The 19,516-nt window shown below is 48.8% G+C and carries 25 protein-coding genes and 1 pseudogene; 3 read left to right on the forward strand and 23 right to left on the reverse strand.

What is annotated here, in order from left to right; genetic code table 11:
* The first annotated feature begins 18 nt into the window (after nt 1–18).
* Complete coding sequence (locus tag Q0238_RS11135; protein WP_297946043.1) at nt 19–2,802, forward strand: MMPL family transporter; 2,784 nt, start codon at nt 19–21, stop codon at nt 2,800–2,802.
* A 279-nt stretch (nt 2,803–3,081) separates the two neighbouring features.
* Nucleotides 3,082–3,807: a hypothetical protein gene (locus Q0238_RS11140; RefSeq protein ID WP_297946045.1), complete on the forward strand. Its 726-nt coding sequence runs from the start codon at nt 3,082–3,084 to the stop codon at nt 3,805–3,807.
* Between the two features lie 156 nt (nt 3,808–3,963).
* Here the strand turns inward: Q0238_RS11140 and trxB are convergent, their stop codons facing one another.
* From trxB to mqnP, 20 genes and pseudogenes are all read right to left on the reverse strand, one after another.
* Nucleotides 3,964–4,908, reverse strand: coding sequence for a thioredoxin-disulfide reductase (gene trxB / locus Q0238_RS11145; protein WP_297946046.1), 945 nt, complete (start codon nt 4,906–4,908; stop codon nt 3,964–3,966).
* A 111-nt stretch (nt 4,909–5,019) separates the two neighbouring features.
* Nucleotides 5,020–5,334 carry a thioredoxin gene (gene trxA / locus Q0238_RS11150; RefSeq protein WP_297881795.1) on the reverse strand — a complete coding sequence of 105 codons (315 nt, stop codon included), beginning with the start codon at nt 5,332–5,334 and terminating at the stop codon, nt 5,020–5,022.
* A 70-nt stretch (nt 5,335–5,404) separates the two neighbouring features.
* Entirely contained in the window at nt 5,405–5,743 is a 339-nt protein-coding gene (locus Q0238_RS11155) for a YraN family protein (RefSeq protein WP_297946048.1), read from the reverse strand.
* Nucleotide 5,744: 1 nt separating this feature from the next.
* A complete protein-coding gene (locus Q0238_RS11160) occupies nt 5,745–7,013 on the reverse strand; it encodes a homoserine dehydrogenase (RefSeq protein WP_297946050.1) in 1,269 nt (422 codons plus the stop codon).
* A complete protein-coding gene (locus tag Q0238_RS11165; protein WP_297946051.1) occupies nt 7,013–8,218 on the reverse strand; it encodes an LL-diaminopimelate aminotransferase in 1,206 nt (401 codons plus the stop codon). The genes Q0238_RS11160 and Q0238_RS11165 overlap by 1 nt, the downstream gene beginning before the upstream one ends.
* A 249-nt stretch (nt 8,219–8,467) precedes the next feature.
* The gene (locus Q0238_RS11170) at nt 8,468–8,605 is read right to left on the reverse strand and encodes a hypothetical protein (RefSeq protein WP_297946053.1); all 138 of its coding nucleotides are present in this window, start codon (nt 8,603–8,605) and stop codon (nt 8,468–8,470) included.
* A 137-nt stretch (nt 8,606–8,742) separates the two neighbouring features.
* Nucleotides 8,743–9,762 (reverse strand): hypothetical protein, encoded by a 1,020-nt coding sequence (locus Q0238_RS11175; RefSeq protein WP_297946055.1) that lies wholly within the window; start codon nt 9,760–9,762, stop codon nt 8,743–8,745.
* On the reverse strand, nt 9,734–10,435 hold the full coding sequence (gene rlmB, locus Q0238_RS11180; RefSeq protein WP_297946057.1) for a 23S rRNA (guanosine(2251)-2'-O)-methyltransferase RlmB: 702 nt from the start codon (nt 10,433–10,435) through the stop codon (nt 9,734–9,736). The genes Q0238_RS11175 and rlmB overlap by 29 nt, the downstream gene beginning before the upstream one ends.
* A gap of 35 nt (nt 10,436–10,470) precedes the next feature.
* On the reverse strand, nt 10,471–11,286 hold the full coding sequence (gene rsmI / locus Q0238_RS11185; protein WP_297946059.1) for a 16S rRNA (cytidine(1402)-2'-O)-methyltransferase: 816 nt from the start codon (nt 11,284–11,286) through the stop codon (nt 10,471–10,473).
* Entirely contained in the window at nt 11,287–11,487 is a 201-nt protein-coding gene (gene rpmE, locus Q0238_RS11190; protein WP_005869728.1) for a 50S ribosomal protein L31, read from the reverse strand.
* Between the two features lie 328 nt (nt 11,488–11,815).
* On the reverse strand, nt 11,816–12,472 hold the full coding sequence (locus Q0238_RS11195; protein WP_297946087.1) for a 16S rRNA (uracil(1498)-N(3))-methyltransferase: 657 nt from the start codon (nt 12,470–12,472) through the stop codon (nt 11,816–11,818).
* Nucleotides 12,472–12,954: a hypothetical protein gene (locus tag Q0238_RS11200; RefSeq protein ID WP_297946062.1), complete on the reverse strand. Its 483-nt coding sequence runs from the start codon at nt 12,952–12,954 to the stop codon at nt 12,472–12,474. The genes Q0238_RS11195 and Q0238_RS11200 overlap by 1 nt, the downstream gene beginning before the upstream one ends.
* Nucleotides 12,954–13,322, reverse strand: a complete 369-nt coding sequence (locus Q0238_RS11205) for a hypothetical protein (protein ID WP_297946064.1) — start codon at nt 13,320–13,322, stop codon at nt 12,954–12,956. The genes Q0238_RS11200 and Q0238_RS11205 overlap by 1 nt, the downstream gene beginning before the upstream one ends.
* 9 nt (nt 13,323–13,331) lie before the next feature.
* On the reverse strand, nt 13,332–13,553 hold the full coding sequence (locus Q0238_RS11210; protein ID WP_297946066.1) for a hypothetical protein: 222 nt from the start codon (nt 13,551–13,553) through the stop codon (nt 13,332–13,334).
* The gene (locus Q0238_RS11215; protein ID WP_297946068.1) at nt 13,553–14,134 is read right to left on the reverse strand and encodes a 6-carboxytetrahydropterin synthase; all 582 of its coding nucleotides are present in this window, start codon (nt 14,132–14,134) and stop codon (nt 13,553–13,555) included. The genes Q0238_RS11210 and Q0238_RS11215 overlap by 1 nt, the downstream gene beginning before the upstream one ends.
* The gene (locus Q0238_RS11220) at nt 14,131–14,877 is read right to left on the reverse strand and encodes a 7-carboxy-7-deazaguanine synthase QueE (RefSeq protein WP_363317142.1); all 747 of its coding nucleotides are present in this window, start codon (nt 14,875–14,877) and stop codon (nt 14,131–14,133) included. Before Q0238_RS11220 ends, Q0238_RS11215 begins: the two co-directional genes overlap by 4 nt.
* A pseudogene (locus tag Q0238_RS12330) lies at nt 14,857–15,099 on the reverse strand (7-carboxy-7-deazaguanine synthase QueE); the annotation flags it as partial. The gene Q0238_RS11220 and the pseudogene Q0238_RS12330, both read right to left, overlap by 21 nt.
* Nucleotides 15,096–16,061, reverse strand: coding sequence for a GTP 3',8-cyclase MoaA (gene moaA / locus Q0238_RS11225; RefSeq protein WP_297946073.1), 966 nt, complete (start codon nt 16,059–16,061; stop codon nt 15,096–15,098). The gene moaA and the pseudogene Q0238_RS12330, both read right to left, overlap by 4 nt.
* Nucleotides 16,062–16,141: 80 nt before the next feature.
* Nucleotides 16,142–16,501, reverse strand: coding sequence for a hypothetical protein (locus Q0238_RS11230; protein WP_297946075.1), 360 nt, complete (start codon nt 16,499–16,501; stop codon nt 16,142–16,144).
* 9 nt (nt 16,502–16,510) lie between these two features.
* Nucleotides 16,511–17,380: a menaquinone biosynthesis prenyltransferase MqnP gene (gene mqnP, locus Q0238_RS11235; protein ID WP_297946076.1), complete on the reverse strand. Its 870-nt coding sequence runs from the start codon at nt 17,378–17,380 to the stop codon at nt 16,511–16,513.
* A 96-nt stretch (nt 17,381–17,476) separates the two neighbouring features.
* Here mqnP and miaA point away from each other — a divergent pair, with 96 nt between their 5' ends.
* Nucleotides 17,477–18,382: a tRNA (adenosine(37)-N6)-dimethylallyltransferase MiaA gene (gene miaA, locus Q0238_RS11240; protein ID WP_297946078.1), complete on the forward strand. Its 906-nt coding sequence runs from the start codon at nt 17,477–17,479 to the stop codon at nt 18,380–18,382.
* 148 nt (nt 18,383–18,530) lie between these two features.
* Here the strand turns inward: miaA and Q0238_RS11245 are convergent, their stop codons facing one another.
* The 3 genes from Q0238_RS11245 to Q0238_RS11255 all read right to left on the reverse strand — a co-directional run.
* Nucleotides 18,531–18,812: a hypothetical protein gene (locus Q0238_RS11245; RefSeq protein ID WP_297946080.1), complete on the reverse strand. Its 282-nt coding sequence runs from the start codon at nt 18,810–18,812 to the stop codon at nt 18,531–18,533.
* A 68-nt stretch (nt 18,813–18,880) separates the two neighbouring features.
* Entirely contained in the window at nt 18,881–19,132 is a 252-nt protein-coding gene (locus Q0238_RS11250; RefSeq protein ID WP_297946081.1) for a hypothetical protein, read from the reverse strand.
* 54 nt (nt 19,133–19,186) lie between these two features.
* A partial coding sequence (locus Q0238_RS11255; protein ID WP_297946084.1) for a proton-conducting transporter membrane subunit occupies nt 19,187–19,516 on the reverse strand: 330 nt, incomplete at its 5' end.

The following is a 19,516-nucleotide window of genomic DNA, read 5'->3' on the forward strand; positions in this document are numbered from 1 at the left end:
CGCCTAAAAGAGCGGTATTTGAAAAAAATTTTTCGCCTAATCGTCGCGTTTCCGAAAATCACGCTTGCGCTGTTTACGGCGCTGGCGCTCTTTTTCGGATATTACTCCACAAAGCTCGAGATCGACGCTTCGAGCCAGACGCTTCTACTAGATAATGACAAAGACCTTCAAATTTGGCGCGAAGTATCCAAGCGCTACGAAACGCCGAATTTCTTGGTGCTTGCATACACTCCCGCGGGCGATCTTTTAGCGCCCGAGACGATCCGCAAAATAGCGCAGATGGACGCGGCTTTTTCCAAGCTTGATTTCGTCGCCAGCGTCACGGACATCACGAACGTACCGCTTTTACTAAACAAAGGTGGCGGCATGAGCGAGCTGCTTAAGCACATACCCACCCTTACCGACGCGGACGTAAATTTAACTGCAGCTAGGCGCGAGTTTGCCACAAGCCCCTTTTACGCATCAAATTTAGTAAGCGCCGATTTTCGCACTACCGCAATTTTGATAAATTTAAAGCCTCAGACCCGCTACGAGGAGCTTTTGCGCCTAAGAGACGGAGCTAAAAGCGCTCTAGAGCAAGCAGAGCATGAGGCCAACCACTCGGGGGCTCAAATTTCACAGCTTAAAGACGCGCTTAAAGTTGCAGAGCAAAATTTTAAATCCTACCGCGACGAACTGCGCGAAAAGGATCACCGAGATATTGTGGCTTTGCGCGCGCTGATCGCGGGCTTTGAGAAGGAATTTGCGGGCGACCGATTGTTTCTAGGCGGACTGAATATGATCGCCGACGACATGGTGGGCTACGTCCGCTCGGATCTGGCGACCTACGGACTCGGCGCTTTGGTGCTTCTGCTAGCTTGCTTTTGGCTATTTTTTAGACAGGCGAAATTTATCCTGCTGCCGCTCATCATCTGCGCGTATTCGGTCGTGCTCGCAGCGGGATTATTCGGCTTTTTGAGTTTTGAGGTCACGGTGATTAGCTCAAATTTCATAGCGCTTCAGCTCATCATCACGGTTTCGGTCTGTATCCACCTAATCGTCGCCTACCGCGAGTTTAGCGCGCGCTTTCACGCCTTTTCACAGCGCCAGCTCGTTTATGCGGTGCTACGCGAGCGCGCAAGACCCTGCTTTTTTGCAATCTTTACGACCGTTATCGGCTTTATGTCGCTAATTTTTTGCGATATAAAGCCCGTAATTTCTCTGGGAATTATGATGAGCGTAGGCATCAGTATCTCGCTAGTTACGGCATTTGGAGTATTCGGCGCGGTTATGTCGCTTCTAAGGCGCACGCACAATAACCGCAGCTTCGAGCAGCACTTTAAATTTACGCTTTGGTGCGCCGAAACGGCGCTACGTAGCAGAAGCGCGGTCTATGGCGTGTGCGCTGCGGCGGTGATCTTTGGACTATACGGTATCTCGCAGCTGCGCGTCGAAAACAGCTTCATCGGCTACTTCAAAAAAAGCACCGACATCCGCGCGGGTATGGAGGTCATCGATACAAATCTCGGCGGAACGATCCCGCTTGATATCGTAGTTAAATTTAAAAGCGCAGGTAGCGCAGATTTTGCTAGCGAGAGTGAAAATTCCGCAAGCGGCGGCGCAAATTTTAAGAACGGCGAAAATTCCAATCCTGTGGGGCAAAATTCTATCGCACAGAATTCCGCCGCACAGAATTCTACCGCGGCGGCGCAAAATTCTATTGCAAGAAATTCCATACCTCAAAGTTCCGTTGCCACGGCGCAAAATTTAAATGATCAAAATTTTACCGAGCAAAGCTCCGCTGCGGCAGCACAGCCAAGCGGCGCCGTAAATTTAGAGCAAAATTCCACTGCGAGCGACGATTTTGGCGATTTCGAAGCCGAATACGCCGCCAACGAAAACAAGCCGCAGTATTGGTTCACCTCCGAAAAGATGCGTATCATCGGCAAAATAGATGATTTTTTGAAGGACAAAAACGTCACGGGACACGAGTTTATCGGCAACGTAAGCTCGCTCGCATCGCTTTTAAAGCTCGGCAAGCAGATTAATCAGGGGCGCGATCTGGATGATCTGAGCCTTGCTCTAATCTACTCTGAAATGCCGGCAAACTACCGCGAAATGGTGCTTTCACCTTTTGTAAATATCGAAGCGAATGAGGCGCATTTTAGCGTCCGCACGATAGACAGCGATCCGCGCTTACGCAGAGCGAAATTCCTAAAAGATCTGCAAAGCGGGCTAAATTCTTTGCTCGCGGGCGAGCAAGCAAGCGCGCAGATCAGCGGCATAATGGTGCTTTACAACAATATGCTTCAAAGCCTGATGAGCTCGCAGATAGACACCCTGGGTATCACCGTGCTCGTGCTTTTCGTGCTTTTCGTGATCATCTTTCGCTCGTTTTCATACGCGCTTATCGCGATCGTCGTAAATTTGATCCCGCTTTGCGCCTGCTTCGGCATCATGGGGGTTGCGGGCATTCCGCTGGATATCATGAGTATTACGATAGCAGCGATTAGCATCGGTATTGGCGTGGACGATGTCATCCACTACATCTATCGCTACAAACGAGAGTTTGCGCGCATGGGCGACGAGGCCGCAGCAATCCGCGCGAGCCACGCAAGTATCGGATACGCAATGTATTATACGTCGTTTGCGATCATTTTGGGCTTTAGCGTCATGATGATGAGCAATTTCTGGCCTACGATCTACTTCGGGATGTTAATATGTCTGGTGATGAGCCTACTGCTTTTGGGCGCGCTCATAATCCTGCCGTCGCTAATAATGAGCCGAAAGGGCTTAAAATTTAGCCTCTTTAAAGCTAAATAAATTTTATCTCGCTATAATTCCCGCATTTGGAGAGGATGGCGACCTGGTGGCGTCTGCGGACTTCAAATCCGATAGGAGGGCGGTTGACCGTTTTCCGGGGGGTTCGATTCCCTCCCTCTCTCGCCGAATTCTTTTAAAAATTCCATCTTTAAATTTTATCTTTCACACTTTTAGCCACGTACTTCGCGAATTTATCTCAAATTTAAGCCCTAAATTTATACGTTTTTAAGCAGGGGGGGTAGCATTATTTTCTAGAAAATTTACCTCAAGGAGTTAAAGATGAAATATGCACTAGGTGTCGCGCTTGCGACGTTGATTTCAACAGGATGCGGCGCGGATGAGATACAGCTCGTGAAAGACTACACTTTGCCTGATTTCAAGTCGATGAATATTGGCACGGCGATCGAGGGCTCGAAAATGTGTAAAAATATCACGTGGAGCAAAGAGGAAAACGGCGGATTAAAGACGGTTAAGATGCTCTGCGATGTGGATGTAGAGCAGAGGCTTAAATCATATAAACAAGAGATGTTGGACTCGTCTTTAAAAAGAGTTATGACTTTTTATGAGGGCAAGGCTTACGACGCGCAAGGCTTGCTTAAGCTGGCAAAAGAACACTGCAAGTTAAGCGAAGCCAAATTTCAAGAAGCGCTTAAAACCAAAGGCAAAATAGAATTTGAAGAAGAATGGAAGTCGGTCGATTGCGACGATAAACTAAAAGGGGAGATACTAAAAGAAAGCAATACCGAAATCTACATAGACTCTATTGTGGAGCGCTTAAAAGCAGCCGCTTATTACTCGCAAATAACGGCAGAGCAATTGGACGCAAGCTTCGGACATAAAGAAGATGGGTTATCAAAGCTTGCTATTGAGCTAAATTTTATCGTAAATGCTGATAAAAGCGCAAGTCTGTCTGATAAATTTAAACTTATCACGAACGGCAAAGAAGATCCCGTAAATAAAACGAAGTCAAAAGATATCATCGCAGGCTTCTACGAAAGGCAATAAGAGCCTCATCTCGCGGCTAAATTTTATGAAATTTTAAAATTTAGCCGCCTTTTTGTATCAAAATTTCATTCAAAATTTCAGGTGCGGTTTTAAATTTAAAGCGCGGCGGAAGTAGTTTCTCCCGCCGTGCTGTGAAATTCTGCGCCGAATATAGGCTTATTTATCGTGTCCTTGCAGATACGCGATCGCGCTAAGTGCGGCAACCGCACCGTCGCCTGCCGCGCAGACGACCTGTTTAGGCGCATCCTGTCTCATATCGCCCGCCGCAAACAGCCCGTTCACGCTTGTTTGCATCTTTAAATTTACCACGACCTGTCCGCCCGGCGTGATGTCGCAGATGAACTTACCATCATCGCTCTTTAGCACCTCGTTTCGCACGTCAAGCCCCACGAATACGAAGATCCCCGGCAGCTGCAGTTCGCGCGTGGCGCCGCTTGTTTTATCTTTGACGACGACGCCCGTTACGCCGCTTGCATCGCCCTTGATCTGCTCTACGAGCGCGTTTGTGATGAGCTCGATATTCTCACTTTCGCGTACCTTTTGCACGGTCGAAGGCGCAGCGCGAAACTCATCGCGGCGATGGATCAGATAGACTTTAGAGCAAATTTTAGCTAGATACAGAGCCTCCTCTAGCGCCGTGTCGCCACCGCCTAGGACGGCAACCTCTTTGCCCTTGTAAAAAAATCCATCGCAGGTCGCGCAGGTACTGACGCCGCGACCGAAGAACTCATCCTCGCCCTCGATCCCCGCGCGACGCGGAGTAGAGCCGGTAGCCACGATAACGGCACGTGCGCGACGTGTTTGATCGCCCTCAAGATAGATCGTAAAATTTCCGTCGCCGTCTTTTGAGACGCGCAGCACGCGCACCATCTCATGCTTCAGCCCGAAGCGGAAGCACTGCTCCTGCCAAGGCGCCATAAAGCTCATCCCGTCGGTCACCGCGGCGACGCCGGGATAGTTTTCCATCTCGGAGCTTGAGGTGATCTGTCCGCCGGGCATCCCCATCTCAAACATCACGACGTCCTTTAAACCGCCTCTTGTAGCATAAAGCCCCGCCGCTAGCCCTGCAGGGCCGCCGCCGATAATTGCTAAATCTAACATTTTTTCTCCTTAATTATTTTATTAAGTAAAGCCGCGGGCGTTAAATTTACGAATTTAATTAATAAAACGATGAGTAGGAGAAAAAAAGGGCGAAAGCCGCCCTTTTAAAATTTACAGAAGCGAGTTTAGTTTGTCGGCTATGATCTGCTTAGATTGCGCGCCGATAAGCTGAGCTTTTAGCTCGCCGTCTTTGAAAAATAGAATCGTAGGGATCGAGCGGACGCCGAACTGTACCGCAAGATCCTGCGCTTCGTCGGTATTTACTTTGCAAATTTTAGCCTTGCCCTCGTAATCGTTCGCAAGCTCCTCGATGATCGGGGCGATCATACGGCACGGCCCGCACCAAGGTGCCCAAAAATCGACTAGCGCGACACCCTCTTTAATAACGTCGAAATTCTCCGAAGTAAGCTCTATATACTTTCCCATAATGTTCTCCTTGTGTTAAAATTCCGCGGATTATAGTTCATTATCTTAAATAAATAATAAAAATTCTAATTCAAAAAGATATGTTGGCGATAAATTTTATCTGCTTTGGATAAACTTCCACTACGTCGATCTGCCACGGCTCGTCCGTATCGTAGCTCATCAGATAAAATTCCGCCGCCTTTAAAATTTTAGCCATCTTGGCGCCCGTCACGCGCTCTGCGGCGTCGTAATCGCCGCTCGTGGCCTTTACTTCTACGAAGTGCAAAATTCCGCCCTTGCGCGCGACGATATCGATCTCGCCAAAGCGGCAGCGGAAATTTCGCTTTAAAATTTCAAACCCTTCGCCGCGTAAAAATTCTGCCGCACGGTCCTCGCAGGCAAAGCCGAAAAGATATTCTTTTAAGCTCAACTTAACTTTCGATCCTGATCATAAAAGGCTTTTGCGTGATGAAATTTTCGCCGCCGATCACGCTTATTGCGCGCTTGATATTCTTCTCGCAGCACGTATGCGTCGTAAAAAACAGCGTTACCTCCTCGTCCGTTTTGAGCTTCGGCTTTTGCAGAAAGCTGTCGATCGAAAGATCGTTTAAGCTCATAATGTTCGTAAGCTTCGCGAGCACGCCCTTCTCATCGCGCACGCGCAGCCTGAAATAGTACTTCGTGCGGATCTGCTCGCTAGGCAAAATTTGCATAAAATTTTCGCTCGGCAAAATTTTATATCCGAGCATCGGATTTTTGTTATCGCGCGCAATGTCGATGAGATCGCTTATAACCGCACTTGCCGTAGCGCTTCCGCCCGCGCCAGGGCCGTAATACATACTCTCGCCGACGCAGTCTCCGTAGATGCTCACGCCGTTCATCACGCCGTCTACTTTTGAAAGCATTTGATCCTTTGAAATGAGCGCAGGATGAACGCGCAGCTCGACTTTGTTGTCGCTCGCGCGCTTAGCTACCGCAAGTAGCTTGATTATGAAATCAAATTCGCGCGCAAAATAGATATCCTCCTGCGTGATCTCCTCGATCCCCTCGATTAGGATATCTTCCGGATCTCCGTGCACGCCGTATGCGATGCTAGCTAAGATCAAAAGCTTATGCGCCGCATCGAACCCGCCGATGTCAAAGCTTGGATCGGCTTCGGCGTATCCGAGTTCTTGAGCTCGCTTTAGCGCGTCTTCAAATTTCTCGTTTTTTTGCATCATATTCGTAAGAATAAAGTTGCTCGTGCCGTTTACGATGCCGATTATTTTTTCGATACGATTGGCGCTTAGCCCCTCGCGCAGGGTTTTGATGATCGGAATTCCGCCCGCCACGCTCGCTTCAAAGCCAAAAGGCGTATCGCCCGCAAGCGTCTGAAGCTTGTAGCGATGATAAGCCAAAAGCGCCTTATTTGCGGTAACGACCGCCTTTTTACGCTTTAAAATTTCGCTTACGATCTCATAGGGCTTTTCTACCCCGCCCATAAGCTCTACAAAAACGTCAATATCGTCGCGCTCGATGATACTCCCAGCGTCGCTGCTAAGCGGAATTTGCACATCGCGCTTTTTACTCGTATCGCGCACGAGTCCGATTACGGGCTCTATGCTAACGCCTGCGCGCGCAAGGATGATATCTTTGTTTTTGATCAAAATGTTTGCAACTTCGCTACCTACGGTGCCGACGCCTAAAATCGCTACTTTCATCAGATCTCTTTCAAATATTTTTTTATATTTCTAGCGGCTTGACGGGTCCTATTTTCATTTTCGATAAAGGCGATCCGCACGTAATCGTCTCCCGCCGCGCCAAAACCCACGCCTGGGCTTACGGCGACGCACGCCTTGGTAAGAAGCTGTTTGGAAAACTCCATGCTTCTTAGATGAGCCGCCGCTGGCGGTAATTTCGCCCACGCAAACATCGACGCGCTAGGTTTAGCGATCACCCAGCCCGCGTCCGCAAAAGCGTCAATCAAAAAATTCCTACGCTTCTCATAGGTCGCGCGGATCTCCTCTACGCACTCTTGCGGCCCGTCCAACGCGATCGTTGCGGCTACTTGGATCGGCGTAAACATACCGTAATCAAACCACGATTTGATCTTTTTAAGCGCGGCGACTAGCTTTTTGTTTCCGCTAACAAAACCCACGCGCCAGCCCGCCATATTGTAGCTTTTAGAAAGCGTATACGCTTCGACTGCGACGTCCTTCGCACCCTGAACCTCAAAGATCGACGGCGTTTTGTAATCATCAAAAGCGATCTCTGCGTAAGCGATGTCGCTGATGATATAAAACCGCTCCTGTCGTGCCATCGCAACGAGCCGCTCGTAGAAGCTCTTTTGTACGACGACGGTGGTAGGGTTGTGCGGGAAATTTACGACGACGTATTTTGGGCGCGGAATGCTCTCGTCGAAGGTTTTTTGCAGATCGATGAAAAATTTATTCTCGTTAAAATTTAAATTCACATCATAGGCAAGCGGGATTTTAACGACGTTACCGCCCGCAATGATGAAAGCTTGAGTGTGGATCGGATACGCAGGATCGGGCACTACAGCGACATCGCCCGGATTTACGATCGCGCTAGTTAGATGCACGAAGCCCTCCTTAGAGCCCATCACGGCGACGATCTCACTTTCTGGATCCAAGATCACGCCGTATTTGCGCTTGTACCAATTCGAGCACGCAAGTCGCAGCTTGTAGATGCCCTGGCTTACGGAGTAGCCGTGCGTCTTGTCCTTTTGCGCGCTTTCGCAAAGCTTGTCGATTATATGCTGCGGCGTCCTGCCGTCGGGATTGCCCATCGAAAAATCGATTATATCCTCGCCGGCTCTGCGCGCCGCCATTTTTATGGCATTGACCTCGGCAAAAACGTAATTGGGCAAACGCTCGATTTTTGAAAAACGAATTTCGTCAAACATCTCAAACCTCTTATCTTAAAGTAATTTTCAAGCTTTATTTAAAATTTCGCGCCTTAACGCGCGATCTGTGCGTGCGCACGTAGGCAAAATTTCAAGCCTTAGCGTCGATGCGGCGGCGCTTTTTATATTGCTCGGGCAATTTAAACTTTTACCTCGCTAAAATTTTAAAACCGCGGGGGCGCGGAGGCGCAGAGGCGCGTTGATCGTTTAAATTTATCGCGTCGCGACCCTTGGCAGCGCTGTTTAAATTTACGTCCGATCAAAACGATAACGATCAAAGCTGCCGTTTTGCACGGCGCCGTGGACTACACCTCTTAAATTTAGCGCTCTACCGCGGGCGCCCGCAACGCTTAAAATTTTATATACACCACTTGAAATTTTATCCAAGGCGGCGCGGTTCAAAACCCTCTAAATTTACGCTCGTGGGTTTATTTTAAGTCGCACTCGCCGCAGCGGACCGAAATTCTATCCTCGGCGGCGGCAAAAGCCCTAAGAGCGAAGAGCCACGCGCGAGAGCGAGGATTTTACCACTTCTTGCCCTTATTTAGGCGCAGAAACTCATCGGCTGAAATTCTAGTGATATTGCCATCTTTGACGTGGAATTTTTGAGTGTTTCTTTCGCTGAAAGTTACGTTGCCATCGGCTTTGCCGAGCTCAAACATTCCGTGCCCGGTGGCGATGAGCAGATCCTCGTCTCCTTGCGAAGCGACTACGTAAGGGGCATTGATGACCATCTCACGCTTCTTGCCGCTTTTTAGATCAATGATCCCGATCCACATCTTGCCGCGTGGATTAAGCACGATATCTTTGCTGGGCGCAGGTGCGCTTTGCGTGGCGTTTTCGTCGGTGGAATTTTCCTCCGTTTTGGCACTCGCGCGCTCGATCCTGATAGAGCGGTCCAGCGCGTTTAGCGAGCTTAAATTTTCATCCACAGCAGCGGCTGCATTGGCATCTGACTTTAGTGCGAATTTTTCATCTGTAGCGTTGTGCGAAACGACGCCGATACCGATGTTTTCAAGCTTTTTTTGAGTGTTATTTACGATTGGAGCGTCCGAGTAGGTGGTTTTGTTTTGTTCCCATAAAAGCGAGCCCAAAAATTCGCCGAAGCTTTTATAAAGTCCAAAATAAAAGATTGCACCTATGATTAGTATCATCGCAAGCAGCCATAAAAGCCAGCCGCCGCCGCTTTTATTAGGGCTAACCCTTTGACCATAGACCTGCTCGACTTTAGCCTTTTTAACGGGCGCAAAGCTCTCCTTCGCGACCTCAAACTCGCTAAGCCAGTCCGATAGATCCAGCCCGAACTCGCGCTCTAAAATTTTAATATAGCCCCTAACGTTAAAATTCGCTAGCTTCTCGAAGTCTTTGTTGATGATGTATTCTAAATTTTGCGCGTCGATGCGCGTAGTACGCGCTATCTCGATCAGATCTATAGATTTTAATTTATCTAGATCGCTGCTTTTTGGTTGCTGCGTTTGCTCCGGCTTCTCGGTTTGTTCCGCCTGCTCGTCCGTATTATTTAACTTCTCTTTTATTTCTTCCATTTAAAATTCCATCGCATAGTATCGCAAATGCCGCGCTTACGTTAAGCGAATCCCAGCCTTCGCGCATCTTTATAGATACCGCGCGGTCGCATTTTTTAAGCGCCCTAGCGGGTATCCCCTCTTCTTCGTTCCCCATTACGAGTGCGTTTTTCGCGCCGAGCTTTAACTCCTTAAAGTTCGTCCCGTCCGCACTCGCGGCATAAATTTCAAAGCCGCTTTGTTTAAGCTCGTTTAACACGCTAAGTCCGTCTACGGCCTTAACGACGTTTAGCTCATATGCCGCGCCCGAGCTTGCGCGCACTACGCCCGCCATATTTAGATTATTTGCGACGACGATCACGCTATTTGCACCCAAAGCATAGGCGCTGCGCATTATCGCGCCGATGTTTCCGACATCGGTAAGCCCATAAAGGATCGGCACGAATTTATCGTCTTTGACGCTAGCAAGATCGCCGAAGCTAAACTCCTCCACCTCGGCCAAGAAGCCTTGATGGTTGCCGCCGCGAGCGAGGGCTTGAGCTTTTTTCGCATCGGCGCGCTCGATCTTTACACCGGTCGCGGCGATCTTTTTAAAAATTTCTTTCTCGCACTCCTTTGCAAGGATAATGCGGATAAATTTCTGCGGATGCCGGTTTAAAAGGTGCAAAAACAGCTGCTTGCCGTAAATAATCATTTTGGGATTTTAGCGAAAAACGGTTAAAATATGACTTAGCGTATCAAATTTTTATATATTTCTTTGGCGGGTTCGCCGCTGATTTTTGAGAGCAGTTTCGCTTTTATTTTCGGCGCGATCTCAAGCGAGAGAATATCTTCCTGCGTGATTTTTTCAAAGCTTTTCTCGCCCGCGCCGTCAATCACGACGCACCATTCGCCGTTTAAATTTGCGCCGTTTAGGCTGGATAGGACCTCTGCGGCGCTACCGAAAAATTTGGTTTCAAATTTTTTCGTGGCTTCCTTAATCGCAAAAATTTTGCGCTGCGCATCGATCCCAGCGATCTGCTCAATTAGCTTTATCACGCGCTTCGGAGATTCATAGAGCACGCATGGATAGGGGCTCTGCATTAAATTTAGAATCTGAGCTTTGCGCTGCGCGCCGTCATTGTTCAAAAAGCCTAAAAAGCTAAATTCTTTCTCCACCAGTCCGCTTGCGGCGGCTGCGAGCAGCAGAGCGTTTGCACCGCTAAGCACCTCGTAGGTTATGCTACTTCGTTGCGCAAATTTTACGAGCGCAATCCCCGGATCGCTGATGCAGGGCATGCCTGCGTCGCTTACGTATGCGCAAATTTGCTCGCGCAGAAGCGCCGCATCAAAGCCCGCGAAAAACTCCGCTTCGTTGTGCGTGTGCAGCGAGTAGAACTGTGAAATTTTAAATGAAATTTGAAATTTATCGGATAATAAGTTTAGAAGTTTTTTTGAAACCCTCGTATCCTCGCAGATTAGGATTTCGCAGCTTTGCAATACCTCAAGCGCGCGGCTCGAGATATCGCTTAGATTTCCTATCGGCGTAGGAATGAGATATAGCAACTATTTCATTCCGTATTTTTGCTTAAATTTCTCGACGCGGCCCGCGCTATCTACGATCTTCTCGCTGCCCGTGAAAAACGGATGGCAATTGGAGCAGATATCGACGCGGATCTCAGCCTTGTTCGAGCGCGTTTTAAAAGTGTTGCCGCAAGCGCAGGTAACGGTCGTTTCGACAAAGTTTGGATGGATATCTTTTTTCATTTTTAATCCTTTTTGATGATTTTAAAAGGCAGCGATTATACAACTTTTTTATCTAAAAAGCAAATTCAAAGGGTTTTAAAAAACTTTCGGCGAAGCGCGAATTTACTTTTTGAACATGCTTTTTGGACGCGAAATTTTAAAATTTAGCCCGCTTGCGAGTAAAATTTTATTTCATCGCGGCGTGCAAAATACAGCGCATAAAGATACGCCGCGGCAAATACGCGCAGTGCATCAAGCCGCAGATAAACATAGCGGATCGCGCAGAGCAAATTTTAAATTCCAAAATTTAAAGCGCGCGGCTTTTTAAATTTTAAAATTTACCGAGCGCTTAAAAGATCAGCTTCGCGCAAGTTGCGATCAGCGCGGTGTTTGAGCGCAAAATATAAGGGCTATTAAGCGCATAGGCATTTTTAAATTTCTCCCTTTCGCGCGGCGAAAATCCGCCCTCCGGGCCGATGAAAGCGATCTCCTCGCCGCCAAAAATGTCGATGTTCTTGCCGCCAAAATCGATCAGGCTTACGTTTTCATATCTTTGCGCTAGCTCGTCCGAGCCGCTCAAAACTTCGATCTGCATGATGGAATTTCGCCCGCATTGCTGCGACGAGTTGATCAAAATCCGCTCCATCCTTTGCAGATCGAGCCGCACGTTTTTCTGCGACAGATCGGCATAGACCAAAACAAGCCGCCCGACGCCCATCTCGTTTAGCGCAGGCAGGCTCTTTTCGATCACGGCGCTCTCGACGACCGCCCAAGCGACGCGAAAATCGTGGCTCGGCGTAAAAACGGAGCTTTTAAAAACCAAATTCAGAGCCGCACCTTTACGCGAAATTTCGGCGATCTCATATAGATAACTCGCCCCGTCCTCAAGATTGCGCACGTCTATGCGCTCGCCCGCCCTTGCTCGTCTGGCCTTTAGGTGCAAAAACTGATCATTCTGCAAAACTAGGCTCTGTTCGCCTGCAAACTTATCGTAAAAATATACCATCAAATAACGCTCGCTATCAAAATTATCACTAAGCTTAGCCCCAAAATCACCCGCATTTTGCGCTGATACGACGCAAAGTTTTGACTTAGATACGCGATTTTCAGCCGCTTGTAAGACGCCGCGCTAAGCGCGATCATCGCTAGCGATCCGACCGCCATAAAGTAAATTTTAAAGCTCAGATCAAAGCGCAGCACCGGCAGCATCACGCTTCCGCTAATTATCAGCGCCGCGATACACGAATAATAGATCGGCAAAAACAGCCTGACGCGCCTAAGAAATCTAAGCCCCGATCTGCTCTTTTGCTTTAAACTTTCAGCTTGCGGCGCGGAGGCGGCGGAATTTAAAGCCTTGCCGCGAGGGCGAAATTCTGCCGCCGCGTCGATCTTAAGCTGGGTAAAAATCAGATAAATTATCGTTAAAATCGCCGTAGAGAGCGCAAAAAATTTATGAAAACCCAGGGCGCTTTGATACAGATAATCCATCACTTCCGCCGGAGGGTTAAATTTGCAGGATAAAATTTTGCGCGGCTAGAGCCGAAAGTACCGAATTTTAACGCAAATTTTTTCGGCGCGAGATAAAACAGACCTGTTCCGCGCCTTTGAAATTTTAAAAACCTTTCAAAGCGGTCGCGGATATTTATTGCGCCAAAATTTACCGCGCGCTCTCTCAACTCCGGTTTTGCGCCGTATCTCTCGCGCCAAGAATGAAATTTTGCGGATAGGGCTTTATAAAATTTAAAATTTCTTTGCGCAGATCGCACGGGTAAAAATGACGCTAAAATCGCGCTTACGCGCCGCATACGAACCACGCAAATTTTAAAAAATTTCAAATTTAGACGCGGATTTTTCAACGCTCCGCCTTATTCCGTCACCGGAAGCGGCGGCATATCGGCATTTATATCGACTTTGGGCTCGCTAGGCGCGATAGGCACGTCCTTCGGCACCTCGCTATCAACAGGCGGCTTTTGCAAGGCGTCCTTTTTCTCATCGTCACAGCCGCTCAAAGCAAGCGCGCAGACAAAGATCGCGCACGCGGCAAAAACGCGCACAAAACCCGCACCAAATTTAAAGAAATTTCTCATCAGCAGTCCTTTGGATAGATGATTTTTTCGCCGCGCAGCAGCTTTTGCCAAAGCTCCGGCTGCCTCCACTCCTCGCGCACGGCGGGCGAGAATTCTATCTCATCCAGCGCGATCTCGCCCATCTGCGCGTTGTAAGCATCCTCGCGGAAGCACTGCGCGTAGCCGGTGACCGTTTCGTGCACGATGACGCTGTGAAGCTTTACTTCGCGCTCACCGTTTTGCATCTGAGTCAGGCTCAAAAGTCGGTCCACAAGGACGAAAAAAATTCTACAAAACTGCTCCGCGCTCGGATTTAGCGGTATCTGTACCCAGCGCGCGCTGTGTTTTTTAAGATCCGCGATATAGCTCGCATCATCGCGCGCGTAGATCGTCGTAGCGTGGTCGAAACTATCGATAAGCTCGCGGATACCGAGCTTCATATAGCCGAAGTCATACACCATCCCCGCTTCATCCAAAAAATTTGAGCTAAGCAAAATTTCGCATCTGTAGGAGTGGCCGTGGATGCTCGTGCGGCACCGCTTCGAGCCGCACAGGCGCACGATGTGAGCGTTTTCGAATTCGTATAATTTCCTGATTATCATACCCCGTCCTTCTCGCCCCAAATTCTAATGTGCAGGCGATCGGAGTAATTATAGCCGTTTTTTAGGCAAAAATCCACGCAAAATTGCGCGCCGCTTTCCAGCTCGCGACGATCTGCGCCGCGCGGCATACAATAAACCTCGCCGCCGCACGCCGCTAAAATTTCGGCAATCTCGGGCTGTGCGTCAAACTCGGGCGAGATGACGAACTTGTAAAAACTATCTTTTGCGTTTTGCTTTAAGCTTCGCAGCGCGGCGAAGTTTAACCTGCGTTCGCGCGGCTCGGCGGAGTTTGAGAGCTTAGGCGAGACCCCGAAGACGCAGCTTTTGTAGGCGGGAAATTTTTCAAAATCCACTAAAATCGTGCCGTTGGTTTCGAAGTGCACCGCGTGTCCGCGCGCAAGCAGCTCGCATACGAACTCGTAAAATAGCGCCTCTTTATGGTGCAGTAGCGGCTCGCCGCCGGTGATAACGACGATCGGCTTTTGGTAAAGCTTAGCGCTCTGCGGCGAGACGGAGCTTTGCAGATTTAAATTTGAGGAATTTTGTGCGGCGAAATTTAAAGAATTCTTGCTCGTTAAATTTAAAGAATTTTCTGCGCTCTTGCCTGGGCGGAGAAGCGTTTGCGCGGCGGCAAAATTTAAAGTATCGCTTTTAGAAAAAGGTTCGGCGGCGGCGCAAAAACCCAGCGTAGAGCATGCGGGCGTGAAACAGGACGAATCTGATAAATTTGGAATTTTATTCAAAAGCTGGGCTAAATTTAAAATTTCTTCATGTTCGAAGTGGTTTGCAAACACCGCGCGGATAGTATCACAGCCGCGCAAGATCTCGCCGGTCTTTGGCGAAACGCACTCGCCGCCGAAGCCCTCGCAGCGCAGATTACAGCCTGCAAAGCGAAAGAAAAACGCGAGCCCGCCTGCGTATTTGCCCTCGCCTTGGATACTTAAAAAGCTCTCTACAAGCCTCATCCGCCCGTCTCGTAAAATGCGCGGCTTGAAATTTCATTCGCCTCGTCCGCTTGCCAGCGATTTTTTTCGGGCTTATTCGCTAAAATTTTAGCCAAAATTTCGGCGGCTGCGGCGATGTCGCCCTCTTTAACCGCCTTTTTGATACTTAGCGCATCCTCGAAGTAAAGACACGGGATCAAAAGCCCCTCGGCGCTTAGTCTGATGCGGTTGCAGCTCTCGCAAAAATCGTGCTTGTGCGGATCGATGATACCGAAGGTGTAGCCGTCCCCGAGCGCGTAAAGCGACGCGGGCGAGCTTTGCGATTTCGGCAGAGCGGTAAAGATAAATTTACGCCTTAAAATATCTAAAATTTCATTTGATTTTAATCCTGTAAGATCGCCGGCATGGGTGTTTTCCATAAATTCTATGAAGCGAATCTGACAATCCTTCTCGCGGGCAAATTCCAGCAAATAGATCAGCTCATCGTCGTTGATGCCTTTTAGCGCGACGGTGTTTAGCTTGACTTTTAGTCCCGCTTCAAGCGCGGCGTCAAGGCCTTCTAAGACGTTATAAAGCACGCCGCGCTGAGCTATAAATTTAGCTCGCTCCGGTCGCAACGAGTCAAGCGACATATTGATGCGCTTTAGCCCCGCATCTTTCAGGGCGCGTGCGTAGTTTTTGAGATAATATCCGTTGGTGGTAAGCGCAAGATCGATACCCGGAGCGTAATCCGCGATCATCTTTATAAAATCCTCGATCCCCTTTCGCACCAGTGGTTCGCCGCCCGTGATACGGATCTTTTTTACGCCGCCGTCGATCGCAACCTTGACGAATAAAAACATCTCCTCAAAGCTTAAAATATTCTCTCGCGGCACCCAATTAAATGGCGTACTCGGCATGCAATATCTGCATCTGAAATTACACCGCTGCGTAACCGAAATGCGCAAATAATCGATCGTTCGTCCAAATTTATCAATTAGCATATTTTGCCTTAATATCAATTTGCGGCGATTATATAAAAAACAAAGCGATTTTGCAAAATTTTATTTTTATATTGCTCTGGCTATTTTCTTACCGAGCCGATGAGCTCTTTAAGCTGATCCAGAAGCGGTCTGATCTGCTTTTCTACCCGCTCATCGATCATCGTAGGCACTACATCTAGTCTCTGCTCTATCGTCTCGTCAATTACGTCTGCAATCGCGTTTATATCGATATTGGGAGCGGCTTTGCCGCCCGAATCGATCATCTCTTTTAACTCCTCGACCTTCTTTTTAAGCAAATAGTTCTCCTGCATAGCGTCAGTCAACACCTGATCGAAGCGTTCGAATTTTTTATCCGCTTGCTTGTCCTTAAAATATATGACGAAAAACATCAAAAATATAACGACGCAAAGTCCTAAAATGATGATAGTGTTAAGATCCATAGGAGTTCCTTAAAATAAATTTACAAAAACAAAAGCAAAAAAGACGATGCCCAGGTAGCCGTTGAGCGTGAAAAACGCACGATCAATCTTGCTAAAATCTTTCTGCACGATCTTATGCTCGAAGTACAGGATCGCCGCGCACGCCGTCACGCCCAGATAGGCAAAAAAGCCTAAATTTGCCGCCGCGCAAAACAGCAGCCAAAAAAGCACTGCTACGGCGTGAAAAATTTTAGAGATAAACATCGACGCTTCCTTGCCGTAAAGCGCAGGGATGCTGTAAAGCCCGGCCGTGCGGTCAAATTCCATATCTTGAAGCGAATACAACACGTCAAAGCCGCCTACCCAAAATACTACTCCAAAGCATAGCAGCACCGACCATAGCGGAATTACGCCGCTAACGGCGATCGCCCCCGCAATCGGCGCAAGCCCTAAGCAAAAGCCGAGCATTAAATGCGCGGTCTCGCTAAAGCGTTTAAAATATGAATACCCGCCCAATGCCGCTAAAATCGGCACCGAAAGCTTAAGCGCCAAAGGATTTATAAGCGCCGAAACCGCTATGAAAACCACTGCATTTGCGATGATGAAAAGCAGTAAATTCCCGCGTCCGATCCGTCCGTCCACGCTAGGGCGCGAGGCGCAGCGCGGATTGGCGCGGTCGATGTCTTCGTCCAAGTAGCGATTTAGCGCCATCGCGAAGCTTCTCGCGCTTACCGCGCATAAAGTCCCTAAAAAAAGCAACTTCCAGCCGAACCATATCGAGCCGTTTTGCAGCTTGCTCGCGGTAATCATCGCCGTAAAGATAAACGGTAGCGCGAAAACCGAGTGTTTAAAAACTATTAATTCGTTGATATCGGATAAAATTTCTTTAAATTTAGCCATTTCGCCCCTTATTTTGGGCACCATTGTATCAAAAAAAAGTAAGAATAGCTCTAAATTTGATATAATTTGAACGATAAATTTACGAAAGGAAACGCCTTGAGCCAAAATCAAAACTCGCACGCAAGCCCGCAAATCGCGATCATCGGCACCACCGCAAGCGGCAAAAGCGATCTTGCGCTAAGTATCGCGCGCGAAATAGGCGCCGTGATTTTGAGCCTGGATTCGCTCTGCATTTACCGGCAGATCGACATCGCAAGCGCTAAGCCAAGCGAGGAGCAGCTGCGCGAGATCAGGCACTTCGGCGTAAATTTAATCTATCCAAACGAGTACTTCAGCGTCGGCGAGTTTATCAAAGAATACGCGGCCGCGCGGGCTTTTGCAGAGCGTAGCGGTGCGCCTTTGATAATCACGGGCGGCAGCGGGTTTTATCTAAAAGCGATGCTAAGCGGGCTAGCGCCGAAGGTTCCCGATTTTAAAAGCGAAATTTCAAACGATGAAATTTACGCTCTAGCACAGCGGATCGATCCGGAGTTTGCCGCAAAGCTTAGTGCGGCGGACAGTTTTCGTTTAAAAAAATGGCTAAGTATCTATAAATTTTGCGGCGAGGCGCCAAGTAAATTTCTGCGCGAAAACACCGCCGCGCCCGTGATTTCGGATATTAAAATTTTTGAGATCGACGCGCCTAAGCAGTGGCTTGCGCAGCGCATCGAAGCGCGCACGAAGGCGATGTTTGAGCGCGGGCTTTTGGAGGAAGCGGAGTTTTTATTCGCTCGCTACGGCGCAGAGTGCAGGGCGCTAGGCTGCATCGGGCTAAAGGAGTGCGGGCAGCTTTTGCGCGGGCAGATCTCGCGGACGCAGTGCGAGCAGCTCGTAAGCCTACACACGGTACAGCTTGCAAAGCGCCAACGTACCTTCAACCGCTCGCAGTTTGCGGATAAAATTTCGGCGCCGCCGCAAGAGCTGGAGCGTGAAATTTTAAAGCTCCTTCGCTGTGAGATTTAAAATCGAAATTTATCAAAATTTGTGCGCTTGCTAGAGAGCAGCGGGGCAAGGGAGTAAAATTTAGATTTTAAATTTACCGCGCCGGTCGCATCTTTAAAATTTTGCGGGTCGCGCCGAGATCTCGTGCGGCGCGAAGCTCAGGTTAAATTTAATCACCTTCGCAAATATCAAAGCTAAATTTATCGTTATCAAGCCTATCAAAATTTTGATTTTCCGCGCTTGCATTGCGCTTGAAAATAAAGGCGTAACCGTATTTCTCGGGGTGCTGCGAGCTGTTTTTTAGCCCAACGACGCAAAGCTCGTAAGTGCCGCTTTGCAAGCCGAGCTTGAGCGTGGAATTAAATTTTCGTATCTTGCCCGCAGCGCCGCTTTGGCACTCATAGCCTAGCTCGAGTTCGTCGCTTTTTAGCTCATCGAAACGATACTGCAAAGCATCGAAGCTCGCTAGGATCGCGGAGTCGCTTTGCGGGGCGAAATACAGCTTATCGCGCTTGAAAGCTACTTCGTAGCCCGAAGGCGGCGAAACTCCTCATCCGTGCAAACGAATATGCCGTAGCTGCGCACCGTGAGCGGGTAGAAGGGTAAAGCTTTAGCGCCCTTTACGGCGTCATAAAACAGCTGCTTGTGCGCGTCCCAGTAGCTTAGAAGCTTTTTTGCTCTGCATTTTCGCTCCTTTAAAAACTCACTCAAATCGCGCACATCAAGCAGCGCAAAACCGTAGCCGTCAGCACTTAGCTCGCCCAAAAACATATCTCTCCTTGTTGGCAAAGCGCGATGGGTTCAATTCGCGCTTAAAATTTTAGCTCAATACCCGCTTAAAAAGACGAAATTATTTACCGCGCCGGTTAGGAATTTCACTAAAAACGGCGCCAGCACGCACGCCACGCTAGCTAACACGACGGCAAATTTTATCTGCACCGAGACCGCGCTCAGCGAGCCATTAAGCTCCGCGTCCTCCCGCGGTTCGTGCAAAAACATACGCACGATAAGGCGCAGGTAGTAGTACAGCGCGAGCGCGCTATTTACCGCCATGATAACGGCGAGGGCGAAATAGCCCGAATTGACCGCGGCGCTTAGCAGATACATCTTGCCCCAAAACACGCTAAACGGCGGAATGCCCGCAAGCGAGAGCAT

Source organism: uncultured Campylobacter sp., from assembly GCF_938045775.1.
GTDB lineage: Bacteria > Campylobacterota > Campylobacteria > Campylobacterales > Campylobacteraceae > Campylobacter_B.

Bases quoted from the DNA above. Each gene is read 5' to 3' on its own strand.
- moaA (WP_297946073.1), bottom strand. From the start codon at position 16,061: ATGCTAATTGATAAATTTGGACGAACGATCGATTATTTGCGCATTTCG.
- Q0238_RS11195 (WP_297946087.1), bottom strand. From the start codon at position 12,472: ATGGTATATTTTTACGATAAGTTTGCAGGCGAACAGAGCCTAGTTTTG.
- Q0238_RS11140 (WP_297946045.1), top strand. From the start codon at position 3,082: ATGAAATATGCACTAGGTGTCGCGCTTGCGACGTTGATTTCAACAGGA.
- mqnP (WP_297946076.1), bottom strand. From the start codon at position 17,380: ATGGCTAAATTTAAAGAAATTTTATCCGATATCAACGAATTAATAGTT.
- trxA (WP_297881795.1), bottom strand. From the start codon at position 5,334: ATGGGAAAGTATATAGAGCTTACTTCGGAGAATTTCGACGTTATTAAA.
- rpmE (WP_005869728.1), bottom strand. From the start codon at position 11,487: ATGAAAAAAGATATCCATCCAAACTTTGTCGAAACGACCGTTACCTGC.
- Q0238_RS11160 (WP_297946050.1), bottom strand. From the start codon at position 7,013: ATGAAAGTAGCGATTTTAGGCGTCGGCACCGTAGGTAGCGAAGTTGCA.
- Q0238_RS11165 (WP_297946051.1), bottom strand. From the start codon at position 8,218: ATGTTTGACGAAATTCGTTTTTCAAAAATCGAGCGTTTGCCCAATTAC.
- rlmB (WP_297946057.1), bottom strand. From the start codon at position 10,435: ATGATTATTTACGGCAAGCAGCTGTTTTTGCACCTTTTAAACCGGCAT.
- Q0238_RS11200 (WP_297946062.1), bottom strand. From the start codon at position 12,954: ATGGATTATCTGTATCAAAGCGCCCTGGGTTTTCATAAATTTTTTGCG.
- Q0238_RS11215 (WP_297946068.1), bottom strand. From the start codon at position 14,134: ATGATAATCAGGAAATTATACGAATTCGAAAACGCTCACATCGTGCGC.
- trxB (WP_297946046.1), bottom strand. From the start codon at position 4,908: ATGTTAGATTTAGCAATTATCGGCGGCGGCCCTGCAGGGCTAGCGGCG.
- Q0238_RS11210 (WP_297946066.1), bottom strand. From the start codon at position 13,553: ATGAGAAATTTCTTTAAATTTGGTGCGGGTTTTGTGCGCGTTTTTGCC.
- Q0238_RS11230 (WP_297946075.1), bottom strand. From the start codon at position 16,501: ATGGATCTTAACACTATCATCATTTTAGGACTTTGCGTCGTTATATTT.
- Q0238_RS11250 (WP_297946081.1), bottom strand. From the start codon at position 19,132: ATGTTTTTGGGCGAGCTAAGTGCTGACGGCTACGGTTTTGCGCTGCTT.
- Q0238_RS11175 (WP_297946055.1), bottom strand. From the start codon at position 9,762: ATGGAAGAAATAAAAGAGAAGTTAAATAATACGGACGAGCAGGCGGAA.